General features: G+C 74.3%; 10 protein-coding genes. 7 read left to right on the top strand and 3 right to left on the bottom strand.

Annotated elements, in window-relative coordinates:
• Positions 1–104: 104 nt before the first annotated feature.
• Together JOD46_RS00130 and JOD46_RS00125 are read left to right on the top strand one after the other, a co-directional pair.
• Entirely contained in the window at positions 105–1,424 is a 1,320-nt protein-coding gene (locus tag JOD46_RS00130; RefSeq protein WP_204390674.1) for an aspartate aminotransferase family protein, read from the top strand.
• A gap of 88 nt (positions 1,425–1,512) precedes the next feature.
• Positions 1,513–3,051 carry a CoA-acylating methylmalonate-semialdehyde dehydrogenase gene (locus JOD46_RS00125; protein WP_204390672.1) on the top strand — a complete coding sequence of 513 codons (1,539 nt, stop codon included), beginning with the start codon at positions 1,513–1,515 and terminating at the stop codon, positions 3,049–3,051.
• 91 nt (positions 3,052–3,142) lie between these two features.
• Here JOD46_RS00125 and JOD46_RS00120 read toward each other — a convergent pair whose 3' ends face one another.
• Both JOD46_RS00120 and JOD46_RS00115 read right to left on the bottom strand, forming a co-directional pair.
• Positions 3,143–3,613 carry a CinA family protein gene (locus JOD46_RS00120; protein ID WP_204390670.1) on the bottom strand — a complete coding sequence of 157 codons (471 nt, stop codon included), beginning with the start codon at positions 3,611–3,613 and terminating at the stop codon, positions 3,143–3,145.
• An 80-nt stretch (positions 3,614–3,693) separates the two neighbouring features.
• A complete protein-coding gene (locus JOD46_RS00115; protein WP_204390662.1) occupies positions 3,694–4,488 on the bottom strand; it encodes an enoyl-CoA hydratase/isomerase family protein in 795 nt (264 codons plus the stop codon).
• Positions 4,489–4,537: 49 nt separating this feature from the next.
• On the opposite strand from JOD46_RS00115, the gene JOD46_RS00110 reads away from it, so the two are divergent.
• Positions 4,538–5,404: a restriction endonuclease gene (locus JOD46_RS00110; RefSeq protein ID WP_204390659.1), complete on the top strand. Its 867-nt coding sequence runs from the start codon at positions 4,538–4,540 to the stop codon at positions 5,402–5,404.
• 13 nt (positions 5,405–5,417) lie between these two features.
• On the opposite strand, the gene JOD46_RS00105 is transcribed toward JOD46_RS00110, so the two are convergent.
• Positions 5,418–6,401 (bottom strand): LysR family transcriptional regulator, encoded by a 984-nt coding sequence (locus tag JOD46_RS00105; RefSeq protein WP_204390657.1) that lies wholly within the window; start codon positions 6,399–6,401, stop codon positions 5,418–5,420.
• A gap of 443 nt (positions 6,402–6,844) precedes the next feature.
• On the opposite strand from JOD46_RS00105, the gene JOD46_RS00100 reads away from it, so the two are divergent.
• The 4 genes from JOD46_RS00100 to JOD46_RS00085 all read left to right on the top strand — a co-directional run bounded on the left by JOD46_RS00100 (position 6,845) and on the right by JOD46_RS00085 (position 13,274).
• A complete protein-coding gene (locus JOD46_RS00100) occupies positions 6,845–8,308 on the top strand; it encodes a threonine/serine exporter family protein (protein WP_204390655.1) in 1,464 nt (487 codons plus the stop codon).
• An 80-nt stretch (positions 8,309–8,388) separates the two neighbouring features.
• Entirely contained in the window at positions 8,389–9,771 is a 1,383-nt protein-coding gene (locus JOD46_RS00095; RefSeq protein ID WP_204390653.1) for a threonine/serine exporter family protein, read from the top strand.
• A 63-nt stretch (positions 9,772–9,834) separates the two neighbouring features.
• The gene (gene pyrE, locus JOD46_RS00090) at positions 9,835–10,404 is read left to right on the top strand and encodes an orotate phosphoribosyltransferase (protein ID WP_204390651.1); all 570 of its coding nucleotides are present in this window, start codon (positions 9,835–9,837) and stop codon (positions 10,402–10,404) included.
• Positions 10,401–13,274, top strand: coding sequence for a septum formation family protein (locus JOD46_RS00085; RefSeq protein WP_204390649.1), 2,874 nt, complete (start codon positions 10,401–10,403; stop codon positions 13,272–13,274). Before pyrE ends, JOD46_RS00085 begins: the two co-directional genes overlap by 4 nt.
• The last annotated feature ends 1 nt before the right edge of the window (position 13,275 follow it).

Here is a 13,275-nt window from a genome sequence, read left to right as displayed (position 1 = left end):
GCGCGCAGCGCCCTATCGAGACCTCGAGGGATCTCGATACGGGCCCGGCGGCCCTACTCGATCACCGGGGTCGGGTGCACCATTGAAGAAAGGCGACGACGCTGATGACCGAGAACCTCACCGCCGACCTCGACGCGCTCGCGCGCGACCTGGACGCGGAGCACGTCTTCCACTCGTGGTCGGCCCAAGGGCAGCCGCCGCAGCTCGTGATCGCGAGCGGCCGCGGCACCCGCGTGTGGGATCACGCCGGCAACGAGTACCTCGACTTCTCGAGCCAGCTCGTGAACGTCAACATCGGCCACCAGCATCCGGCGGTGATCGCCGCGATCCGGGAACAGGCCGAACTGCTCGCGACCGTGGCGCCGTCGGCCGTGAACCTCGCGCGCGGCGAGGCCGCCAAGCGCATCGTCGCGCGCGCCCCGAGCGCGCACAACAAGGTGTTCTTCACCAACGGCGGGGCCGACGCGAACGAGAACGCGATCCGGATGGCGCGCCTGCACACCGGCCGCGACACCGTGCTGTCGACGTACCGCTCGTACCACGGCAACACGGGCGCCGCGATCGTCGCGACGGGCGACTGGCGTCGCATCCCGAACCGCTTCGCGCGCGGGCACGTGCACTTCTTCGGGCCGTTCCCGTACCGGAGCGAGTTCTGGTCGGAGACCCCCGAGCAGGAGACCGAGCGCGCGCTGCAGCACCTGCGCCGCGTGATCGAGTCGGAGGGTCCGGCCTCGATCGCGGCGATCCTGCTCGAGACCGTGCCGGGCACCGCGGGCGTGATCGTCCCGCCGCCCGGGTACCTCGCGGGCGTGCGCGAGCTGTGCGACCGGCACGGCATCGTGCTGATCCTCGACGAGGTCATGGCCGGCTTCGGCCGCACCGGGCGCTGGTTCGCGTTCGACGGCTACGACGTGACGCCCGACCTCATCACGTTCGCGAAGGGCGTGAACTCGGGCTACGTGCCCGCGGGCGGCGTGATCATCAGCGACGAGATCGCGGCCGACTTCGACGAGCGCGTGTTCCCCGGCGGCCTGACCTACTCGGGCCATCCGCTCGCGATGGCGTCGATCGTCGCGACGATCGACGCGATGGAGTCCGAGGGCATCGTCGACCACGCGCGCGAGGTCGGCGCCGAGGCGATCGCGCCGGCCCTCACCGAGCTCGCCGAGAAGCACCGCGTCATCGGCGAGGTGCGCGGCGAGGGCGTGTTCTGGGCGCTCGACCTCGTCGCCGACCCCGAGACGCGCGAGCCCCTGCCCGCGGCCGAGATGGGGCGCATCAAGGGCGCGCTCGTCGAGCGCGGGCTGCTGCCCTTCACGGCCGACAACCGCATCCACGTGGTGCCGCCGTGCGTGGTGACCGCCGACGAGGTCGCCCAGGCGGCCGAGATCTACGACGAGGTGCTCGCCACCGTCGCCGTCTGAGGCGGATGCCGCGGCATCCGTCTGGCGCCGCGGCATCCGTCGACCCACCCTGCGAAGACCCGGACACTCGACCGAGAGGAACGAGACCATGACCGACACGACCACCGACCAGGCGGCGCGGAGCGACGCGCCCGCTGCCGAGGTGCTCGACCACTGGATCGACGGCGCCCCCGCCGCCGGCGCATCCGACCGCACCGGACCCGTCTACGACCCCGCTCGCGGCGTCGTGCAGCGCGAGGTTCGCTACGCGAGCGCGGACGACGTGGATGCCGCGGTGCAGGCCGCCGCACGCGCCTTCCCGATGTGGCGCGACACCTCGATCGCCAAGCGCCAGCAGGTGATGTTCCGGTTCCGCGAGCTGCTCGCCGCACGCTCGACGGAGCTCGCCGCGATCCTCACGAGCGAGCACGGCAAGGTCACCTCCGATGCGCTCGGCGAGATCGCGCGCGGCCTCGAGGTCGTCGAGCTGGCCTGCGCGATGCCCGAGTACACCAAGGGCGAGTACTCCGAGAACGCCTCGTCGGGCATCGACGTCTACACCGTGCGCCAGCCGCTCGGGGTGGTGGGCATCATCAGCCCGTTCAACTTCCCGGCCATGGTGCCGCTGTGGTTCTTCCCGCTCGCGATCGCGACCGGCAACACGGTCGTGCTGAAGCCGTCGGAGAAGGACCCGTCGGCGTCGGTGTGGCTCGCGCGGCTGCTGCAGGAGGCGGGCCTGCCCGACGGCGTGTTCAACGTCGTGCACGGCGACAAGGTCGCAGTCGACGCGCTGCTCGAGCACCCCAGCGTGCGCGCGATCTCGTTCGTCGGCTCGACGCCGATCGCCAAGTACATCTACGAGCACGGCACGGCGGCCGGCAAGCGCGTGCAGGCGCTCGGCGGCGCGAAGAACCACATGCTCGTGCTGCCCGACGCCGACCTCGACCTCGCGGCCGACGCGGCCGTGAACGCCGGGTTCGGCTCGTCGGGCGAGCGCTGCATGGCCATCTCCGTCGTGCTCGCGGTCGACTCCGTCGCCGACGTGTTCGTCGACAAGGTGCGCGAGCGGATGGCGAAGCTCACGGTGGGCGACGGCACGCGCGGCACCGACATGGGCCCGCTCATCACGCGCGAGCACCGCGACAAGGTCGCCGGGTACGTCGACACCGCCCGCACCGACGGCGCCGACGTGGTCGTCGACGGTCGCGAGCACGCGATCGACGGCGAGGCCGAGGGCTTCTGGATGGGACCGACGCTCGTCGACCGGGTGCCCGTGTCATCCGCCGTCTACCGCGACGAGATCTTCGGGCCCGTGCTCTCGGTCGTGCGCGTCGAGGGCTACGAGGACGGCCTGCGGATCATCAACGACAGCCGCTACGGCAACGGCACGGCGATCTTCACGAACGACGGCGGCGCCGCCCGGCGCTTCCAGCGGGAGGTGACGGTCGGCATGGTCGGCATCAACGTGCCGATCCCGGTGCCGGTCGGCTACCACTCGTTCGGCGGCTGGAAGGACTCGCTGTTCGGGCACGCGAAGGCGTACGGCCCGCGCGGCTTCGACTTCTACACGCAGGAGAAGGCGATCACGTCGCGCTGGCTCGACCCGAGCCACGGCGGCATCAACCTGGGGTTCCCCCAGCACGACTGAGTGAGCGGATGGCGCCGGAGCGACCGCCTACGCTCGCTCCGGCGCCACGGCCGCCGCACGCGCGGCGCCGTCCCCCGATCGGTGGGCCGAGTCAGCCCAGCGCGGCGCGCACGAGGCCGATGGCGGCCCGGACGGTCTGCTCGACGACGGACGACGGGTCGCCCTCGAACCGCCACGTGGCGTCCGTCACCTCGTCGCCCACGCGCAGGGCGGCGTAGACGGTGCCGGGCGGCAGGCCCTCCTCGGCGTCGGGGCCGCCGACGCCCGTGACGGCGACGGCGACGTCCGCGTCGAGCAGCCGGGCCACCCCGGTCGCGAGCTCCCGGGCGCACTGCGCGGTGAGCACCGACGTCGCGGTCACGCCGAGCACGTCGCGCTTGACGCGCTCGGCGTAGGCGACCACCCCGCCGGCGAACCACTCCGACGCGCCCTCGCCGCGCCCGAGGCCGCTCGCGATCGCGCCCGAGGTCAGCGACTCGGCCGTCGCGACCGCGAGACCGCGGGCTCGCGCCATCCGGCCGATCTCGTCGGCGAGGGAGTGCAGGTCGTCGTCGGCTGCCATGCCTTCATCCTGCCGAGCGGATGGCGCGCCGTCACGGGGTTGCGCCGGCACGGCGCCTCGGCCGATCCCCGCCGGGGGGTTCAGCGGCGCGACGCGGAGGCGGCCGCGAAGCGCGCGACCGCGCGTTGCGCGTGCTCGGTCTCGAACGCGGCGCCGATCGTGCGGGCCTCGTCGTCGAGCGCGTCCTGGAACGGGCGGCCGAGCCCGGTGTGCATGAGCCGCTTGGTCTGCCCGGCGGCGTGCGCCGCGCCGCCGAGCCACGCCGCGGCGACCTCGCGTGCGCGGCCGTCGAGGGCGTCGGGCGCGACGACCTCGGCGACGAGTCCCCACTCGAGGGCCTCGGCAGCACTCAGGGTGCGCGGGGTGAGCGTGAGCTCCAGCGCGCGGCGCACGCCGACGGCCTCGGGCAGCAGGGTGCTCACCCCGCAGTCGGGCGTGAGGCCGATGTCGGCGTACCGGCTCGCGAAGGTGGCCCGCTCGGATGCCACGATCACGTCGGCCACGAGCATGAACCCGAGTCCGCCGCCCGCGACGGGACCCTGCACCGCCGCGACGATGGGCTTCGCGCACTCGCGGAGCGTGCGGTGCCCGTCGTGGATGCGATCCGCGAGGCGCCGGACGGTCTCGCCGGGTGCACGGTCGGCGGACTGCGCCGCGAGCTCCGACATCGCGACCACGTCGCCGCCGGCGCAGAACGCGCGCCCGCTCGCGTCGAACAGCACCGCCGCGATGTCGTCGCGGTCAGCGATCTCGTGCGCGAGCTCCTGCCACCGGGCGATCGCCTCGGGGTCGACCGCGTTGAGCCTGGCCGGGCGGTTCAGCGTGAGGTGCGCGAGTCCGTCGCGCACGTCGAACAGGATCACGTCGTCGGGCATCCTCGGATGCTACCCCGCCGATGTCGCATGCCGTTCCTAGTATGCGAACGTGCTGACCGAGCCCCTCGACCGCGCCGCCGCCGATCTGGGCCTGCGGCTCGGTGGGCGCGTCCCGCTCGGCCTGCCCGAGGCCGCCGCCCGCGAGACCCTGTCGCGCGCGGCTCGGCTCGCCGCACCGCGGATCGTCGGCGAGTCCGGCCTCCGGCGTCCGGTCACCTGGTGGTGGTGGCTCGTCTACGCCGCCGCGTGGGCGGCGGCCGGCGTCGCGGCGCTCGCGCTGTCGACCCGGCCCGAGTTCCCGATGCCGCTCGCCGCGGGCCCCGCGGCCCACGCGGTCCTGCTCGCATGGGCGGCCGGCGTGCTCGCGGCCGTGCAGCGCTGGGTGCGCGCGGTGCACGACGAACGGGCGGCCCGGCTCGCCTGCGCCGTGACCGACCGCGCGATCGAGGCAGGTCTCGTCGAGGCGCTGAGGGCCGGCCGGTCCGCACCCGGCTTCCCGCTCGAACCCGCGTGGCCCCGGCCCGCGCCGCAGCCGTACGGTGTTTCGCATCGCGGAGCCGAGCAGCTCGTCGCCGACTGGATGCGCCACCTCGGGGCGGCCGACGCCGAGGTCACCCGGTTCACGGGCGACGGCGGCGTCGACGTCGTGAGCGCGCACTGGATCGCGCAGGTCAAGAACCTGGGCGAGCGCACGACCGTGCCCGTCGCGCACATCCGCGAACTGGCGGGCGTGGCCGCGCACGACGGGAGGCGGCCGCTGTTCTTCACGTCGGGCACGTACTCCACGGGCGGAGTGGCGTTCGCCGACCGCGCGGGAATGGGCCTGTTCGAGTACCACGCCGAGGGCGGCGCGCTGCGCGCGGCCAACGGCCTCGCGCGCGCGGCGGTGGTCGAGGGCCTGCGCCCGCCGTCCTGACGGAACGGCGGACTCACGCCGTCGTCGCGTCGTCCACTGGGGTGCCCGGGCCCGCGCCCTCGCCCGACACCCCGCCCCGGGACGGGTGGTCGTGCGAGCGATCGAGCCGGGCGGCCCGATCGACGAGCACCTCGAGCACGGTCCGCACCGCGAGGCGCTCCGCGACATCGGGCCGCACGAGCGCGAAGATCTGCCGGACGGAGGTCACGCCACGCAGCGGCTTCAGCACGATCCCCTCGGGGAGCGCGCCCGAGGTGTACCGGGGCACGAACGCGATGCCGAGCCCGGCCTCGATGAACGCCTCGACGATGCGCATGTCGCTGAAGCGCTGGGAGACCTCGAGCCGCTTCCCGCCCGCCTGCTCGATCGCGTGCAGGATGCGCTCGAAGGGGAAGCCCGGCGGCACGCCGAGCCAGGTCTCGTCGACGAGGTCGGCCGGAGTGACGTGCGACCGGCCGGCGAGGCGGTGGCCGACGGGCAGGCCGATGTCGAGGGGTTCGGTGAGCAGCGGCAACGCGCGCAGGCCCCGCCCGCCCCAGGGCAGCTCGCCCGGCATGGTGTGGGCGAGCACGATGTCGTAGTCGTTGGTCAGTTCCGGGAACTCGGCGAGCTCGGGGTCGAGGTCGGTCGCGCGGACCACGAGCCCGGCGACCGAGCGGAGATCGGCGAGCACCGTCGGCAGGAGCGTGGCGCCCACGGTCGGGAAGGTGAGGAGCGTCACCTCGCCGCTCGGGTGGTTGCGGAACTCGTCCCACAGGGCGGTCGCGCGCTCGAGCGCGATCGCGACCTCGGTCGCGCTGCGCGCCAGTGCGTGCCCGGCGCTCGTGAGCACGACCCCGCGCCCGACCCGCTCGGTCAGCGGCATGCCGGCCTCGCGCTCGAGCACCTTGAGCTGCTGCGAGACCGCCGACGGCGTGCGCCCCGTCGCCTCGGCGACCGCGGTCACGCTGCCGCGCTCGGCGAGTTCGCGGAGCAGGTCGAGGCGGTTCACATCCATGTAGCGATGCTACATCGTTCGTGTAGTTCCATACGCTTGTGCTGAACATTTCGACGTCGCACAATAGATGGTGTCGGACACGTGCAAGGGCGCTCGATCGCCCGACATCCCCTCGCGCATCGCTGAAAGGAACTGCCGTGTCTCTCTTCGTCCTGCTCGCCGCCGCCTCGGTCGCCGGCGTCATCGGATCCATCGTCGTCACCGCTCGCGACGGCTACCGTCGCCAGCCGCGGGAGACGTTCGCGCGCACCGTCTGAGTCGCGCGTCCGAGGAGCGCCCGTCGCTCCGAGCAGGGCCGCCGCGCGGGGGAGGGACACCCCGCGGGGCGGCCCTTCCGCATGTCGAAGGACCCACGGCGCGCCGCGCGTCGCCGTTAGCGTGACGCTGACCGGTCGACGACCGCTGCGCCTGCGGCGGTCGCGCCGGGCGAGGGGAGCGACGACATGGACCACCGTTCGAGACCACGCCGCCGCCGCGACGACCGCCCGGCGTCGGGCCGCACCGAGGCGCCGGTCGACCAGGCCGTGCTGCGCCGGTTCCTGCTCGGACTGGCGGAGGGCATGAACGCCGCGGACGAGTCGGTCGACCGGATCGGCGAGACGATGACGGCCGTCGCCCGCGCGTACGGCCGAGCCGACACCGACTTCGTGGTGCTGCCGAGGGCGATCCTCGTGCAGACGGGCACCCAGGACGAGTCGCGCGTCGCGATCCGGTCGGTCAGCGCGAGCTTCCGGTTCGACCAGATCGCGGCGCTGTACCGGCTGATCGAGCAGGCGCGACGCGGCGCGGTCGAGCCGCTCGACGGCATCCGCCGCCTCAACGACATCGGGTCCATGCGACCGAGGCACGGATGGCTCGTGCGGACCTTCGGGCACGCCGTGCTCACCACCGGGCTGGCGCTCCTGCTCGCGCCCACCTGGCAGGGTGCGATCGTGGCGTTCGTCCTCGGTGCGGCGGTGGGGCTCGCGAAGCTCGTGCGGTCACCGACGCTCCAGCTCGTCTTCCCCGTCTTCGCCTCCTTCGCCTGCGCGCTCGCCGTGTTCCTGGTCGCACCGTACGTCGAGATCGGCGACCCCATCCGACTGCTCATCGCCCCGCTCGCGACCTTCCTGCCCGGCGGAATGCTCACGACCGGGACCATGGAGCTCGCCGCGCGCGAGATGACGGCGGGCGCGTCCCGCCTCGTGTTCGGTCTGGTCCAACTGGCACTGCTCTCGTTCGGGATCCTCGCCGCCGGGACGCTCGCCGGCATCGGCGAGTCCGGCTACGTCCCGCTCGCACCCACGAGCGGCCTGCCATGGTGGGTGGCCCCGTTCGGCGTGCTGCTGTTCGCCCTGGGGAACCACCTCCATTTCTCCGCCCCGCCCTCGACGTTCGGATGGGTGCTGCTGGTGCTCGCCGTCGCCTACGGCGCGCAGGCCGCGGGCGCGGCGCTCATCGGCGCCACGGTGAGCGGCTTCATCGGCGCCCTGGCGATGACGCCCGTGGTGCTCTGGATCGCGAGCCTGCGCAACGGCGCCCCCTCGCAGCTCACCTTCCTCCCGGCGTTCTGGCTGCTCGTGCCGGGTGCGGCCGGCCTGCTGGGGCTCACCCAGGCCGTCGGCGCCGGCGCCGGGTTGGAGGACTTCGCGACGGCGCTGACCTCGGTGATGTCCATCGCGCTCGGCGTGCTGATCGGCGTCGCCCTCTACCGCACGGTGCACCGCGGGGCCGAGGAGGTCGCGCAGTTCCACGTCGAGGTCCCGGCTGCGCTGACCGAGGAGGACGAGCCGCCGCTGTGGGCCCGGTTCCTGCCGGGCACGCCGCGATCGATCTGGCATCGTCCGTCGCACGGCCGTGACGGGCGCGAGGCGGGCGGCCTCGGCGGACGGGGTGCGGATCCGGGCCCCGCGGCGGCCGCGACCTAGGCCGTTCCGGCGCGCGGGACCCCGTGGCGGTCGCGCAGGTCGGCCCGATAGCGTGACGGCACGCACGACGGGAGCGAACCATGCCGATCACCCCCGCGCCGCCGCCGGCCGACGGCGAGCGCCCCAGCGACACCGTGCAGGACCCGGCCCTGCTGCGCACCTTCCTCCTCGGCCTCGCCGAGGGCATGACCGCGTCGGCCGAGTCGACCGACCGGATCCGGGCCGACGTCGTGCAGATCGCCCGCGCGTACGGTTGGGAGGACGTCGACGTGGTCGTCCTGCCCACGATCGCGATGGTGCAGACCGGCCGCGGTGACACCGCACGCGTCGCGCTGCGGTCGGTGCGGGCCACGTTCCGCTTCGACCAGATCGCCGAGCTCTCGCGACTCATGCGGCAGGCCCGCGCGGCCGAGATCACGCCGGCCGACGGCATCCGGCGCCTCAACGAGATCGGCGCCATGCCGCCGTCGCGGCACTGGTTCATGCGCACCTTCGGGCACGCGCTGCTCACGGCGGGCCTCGCGCTCCTGCTCGCGCCCAGCTGGCAGGCCGCGCTCGTCGGATTCGGTCTCGGCGCGCTCATCGGCGTCGCCAAGCTCGTCCGCTCGCAGACCCTCACGCTCGTGCTGCCCATCGTGGCGTCGTTCACGTGCGCGCTCATCGTCTTCCTCCTCGCGCCGTACGTTGCGCTCGGCGACCCGCTGCGCGTGCTCATCGCCCCGCTCGCGACGTTCCTCCCGGGCGCGCTGCTGACCACCGGCGTGCGGGAGCTCGCGGCGGGCCAGATGGTCGCCGGCACCTCCCGGCTCGGCGCCGGCCTGGTGCAGCTCGCCCTGCTCGCCTTCGGCATCCTCTCGGCGGGCACGATCGTCGGCGTCGGCGAGGAGTCGTACTCGCCGCTCGAGGCCACCACGACGCTGCCCTGGTGGGTGGCCGGGATCGGGCTCGCCCTCTACGCCCTCGGCACCTACCTGCACTTCGCCGCGCCGGGCCGCAGCTACGGATGGGTGCTCCTCGCGCTCGTCGTCGCCTACGGCGCGCAGCAGCTGGGCGCGTTCCTGCTCGGGCCGTCGGTGAGCGGGTTCTTCGGCGCGCTCGTCGTCGCGCCGCTGGTCCTGTGGATCGAGGACCTGCGCGGCGTGCCCTCGCAGATGGTCTTCCTGCCCGCGTTCTGGGTGCTCGTGCCCGGCGCGTCGGGGCTCATCGGGGTCACCGAGGCGGTCGGCGCGAGCGCGGGCATCGGCGACTTCTCGGCCGCGTTCGTGACCGTGATGTCGATCGCGCTGGGCGTGCTGATCGGCTCCGCGCTGTACCGATTCGTGCGGCGGAGCGCCGAGGAGCTCTCGGAGTTCCACATCGACCTCCCGGCGGTGCTCGCGCCCTCGGACGAGCCGGTCCTCACGCGCATCGCCTCGGCCACCACGACCCGGTCGTCGCGGCGGCGACGTGGCCGGCGCGACTGAGCACGCCGGACCGGCGTGCAATCCGCCCTCCGACGCTCAGGAAGCACGACGTAGAGTATTCGGGTGACCTCCGGAACCCCCCTCGCCACTGACGCGCGCCGCCGGCTCATCGAGTACATCTCCACCGACGCGGTGTTCCACGGCGACTTCACGCTGACGAGCGGCAAGAAGGCCACCTACTATGTCGACCTCCGCAAGGTCAGCCTCGACCACCGGGTCGCGCCGCTGATCGGCCAGGTCATGCTCGACCTCATCGCCGACGTGCCCGACGTCGCCGCGGTCGGCGGCATGACGATGGGCGCCGACCCCATCGCGACGGCGGTCCTGCACCAGGGCGCCGCGCGCGGCCTGGCCTACGACGCGTTCGTCGTGCGCAAGGAGCCGAAGGACCATGGCCGCGGCAGGCAGGTCGAGGGCCCGGATGTCGCGGGCAAGCGCGTGATCGTGCTCGAGGACACCTCGACCACCGGCGGCTCGCCGCTCAAGGCCATCGAGGCGCTGCGCACCGCGGGCGCCGAGATCGCCGCCGTCGCGGTCGTCGTCGACCGGAACACCGGCGCGCGCGAGGTCATCGAGGCCGCGGGGGTGCCCTACCTCGCGGCGATCGGATTGAAGGATCTGGGACTGGAATGAACGGACGTGACGGACGCTACGACGGGGGCGACTACGAGGACGCCGACTGGCTGCTGAGCCAGCTCGGAAGCGGTCGTCGACCCGACCTCGAGGGTCGCCCGACCCTGCCGTCCGCCACCGAGCCCGTCATGCCCGAGCCGTACGCCGCGCCCGCGCCGGTCGAGCCGCCGCCTCCCGCCTCGCGCGGGCGCCGGCGCACCGAGGAGTCGCTCGACTGGTTCTCGCTCGCCGAGCCGGCAGAGGAGCCGGATGCCGCCACCCGCGCGCTGCCGGTCGTCGGCGAGCCGCTGCGCCAGCAGGCCCCCGAACCCGCGCCCGCGGTCCAGCCCGCGCCCGCCTGGAACCAGCCCGCGTGGAACCAGCCGGCCCACCCGGCGCCGCCGCACGTGCCGGGTGCGCCTGCCGCATCCGAGCGACTGACCTCGGTCGAGCCGCCGGTCGGCGCGCCGGTGCCCCCCGCCTTCGGCGGGGCCCCGGCGATGCCCGTCGTGCCGCCCGCTCCGGTCGTGCCGCCCGGTCCCGTCACGCCGCCGGCCAGCTTCGCCCTCACGTGGGGCGACCAGGCGATGGACTCCGAGGCGGGCCTGCGTGCGGCGTTCCGCCAGTTGTCGGAACCCGTCGACCAGGCACGTCACGACGAGCCGCCGCACTGGGATGCGCCCGAGCCCGCCCGGCGTCCCGAGGAGCCGACGGCCGACCGGTCCGCCTTCGCGCCGCCCTCCGCCGCGCCGCAGCCGTTCACCCCGGCTCCCCAGCCGGGCGGTGGTTTCCCGCCCGCGCGGTCCGACTTCGACGACGAGCTCTGGTCGGCGCTGACCGAGGACGCCGGGACCCCGCGCGACGACGCCGGCTGGAACGACGGCGACGACTGGCGTGATCGTTTCGGCGGGAACGACGGATACGACGACCGCGCGGACGGGGCCGGCGCCGACGCGTCCGGGTTCGCCCCCGAGTTGTTCGCCGACGGCGGCGGCTACGACGACGGTCGGGGCTACGACGACCGGTCCGGCTACGATGGCCGATCCGGTGACGACGGCCGGTCCGGCTACGGCGACCGCTCGGGGTACGACGACCGCGGCTACGACCAGCGGTCGGGCTACGACGACCGCAGGTACGACGAGCGGTCGGGCTACGACGGCCGCGGGTACGACCAGCGGTCGGGCTACGACGACCGCAGCGCGGGGTACGACGACCGCTTCGGGTACGACGAGCCCGGTCAGGATGCCGCCGGCCACGCCGGGGGCGACGGGTACGACGACGCCGCGGGCGAGGCCTTCCCGCCGACGTGGGGCCGCTCGGAGCACGCCGACGGCGCCGACGACGTGCGCTGGTACGCCGACGAGGTTGCCGAGCGCGAGCGTCGACGCGGCGAGGACCCGCGCGACGACGCCACCTCCGACCGCTGGGCGCCGGACGCCGACGCCGGCGAGCGAGCGCCGTGGGACCGCGGCGAGAGCTCGCCGATGGCGCAGGAACTGGCCCAGACCGGATACTTCTGGAATCTCACGCCCGACCCCACGGGTCGCGACCCGAAGGCCGAGCCCGACGACGACGCTCCCGGACCCCGTCGACGCACGGGCGACGACGCCGCTCGCGACGACCAGCCCTTCGGCGTCGACACCTATGCCGCGGTCGGCCGCTTCGGCGCGCCCGAGACCGAGGCCGGCGACGCCGACGAGTACGCGGACGACCCGTTCGCCCGCTTCGCGCAGGACGAGGTCGAGGATCGCCGCGCGCCGTGGCAGGAGGACGACGACGCCGCGCCATGGGAGCAGAACCAGACTCGCGCGCCGTGGGAGCAGCAGGACGACGCTCGCGCGCCGTGGGAGCAGGAGGACGACGCCCGCGCGCCCTGGGAGCAGCAGGACGACGCTCGCGCGCCCTGGGAGCAGGACGATCGTCGCGCCCCGTGGGCCGACGACCGCGGCGGCCAGGACGCTCCCGGGTTCGACGACCGCCCCGGCACGGGGCGCGCCGCCGAGCCGGGAACCGAGACGGGCGACGGCCTCTCGGCGCTCTTCGGCGGCGCCGGCTTCGGCGCGACGGGCCCGATGGGCGTGGTCTCCGGGGCCGCGGCCGGTCGCACCGCCGTGCCTCCCGCCGGGCGGCCCGCCTCCCGCGACGACGAGTACGGCCGCGACCCCTTCGGCCGCGACGACCGCGACCCGTTCGGCCGCGACCCGTTCGGCAACGACCCCTTCGGCCGCGGCGCCGATGTGCGTGACGACCGCTACGGCGACGACCGCTACGGCGACGACCGCGGTGGTCGCCCGGCCGCGCGCCCGGCATCCGATGACGACGACCGGGGCGGGCGCTCGCCCGTCACGGTGCTCGCCTGGATCGCGGGCGCCCTCGCGGCGGTGCTGCTCGTCGTCGGCGGAATCGCCCTGGTCTCGCGCATGACGGCCGGCGGTGGCGCATCCGAGCAGGTCGCGTCCGGGTCCGAGGACACGGTCGACCTGCCCGAGCCGACGGCCGTGCAGGCGCCCGGCGTGTATCCGTGGAGCCAGCTCTTCGGCGGCGAGTGCCTCGAACCCTTCCAGGACGCGTGGGCCGACGAGTACACCGTCGTCGACTGCGCGACGCCGCACTCGGCGCAGCTCGTGCTCCGTGGCGAGGTCTCGACCGACGAGGCGGCCGCGTTCCCCGGCGAGGCCGAGGTCCAGGCGCAGGTCGCCCAGCTGTGCGCCGCCGAGGGCGTGATCGATCCGGCCGCCGTGGGCGACGTGACCGACCTGCAGATGCAGTTCTCGTACCCGGTCGACGAGGCGCAGTGGACCTCGGGCGAGCGGACCTTCTACTGCTTCGTGAACCGCTCCGGCGGCGAGCCGCTCGCGGTGAGCGTGCAGGGCCCCGGCCCGCAGGCCTGAC

The sequence above is a fragment of the Agromyces aurantiacus genome (genome assembly GCF_016907355.1).
Taxonomy (GTDB): Bacteria; Actinomycetota; Actinomycetes; order Actinomycetales; family Microbacteriaceae; genus Agromyces; species Agromyces aurantiacus.
This window is presented reverse-complemented; position numbering and strand designations above follow the sequence as displayed.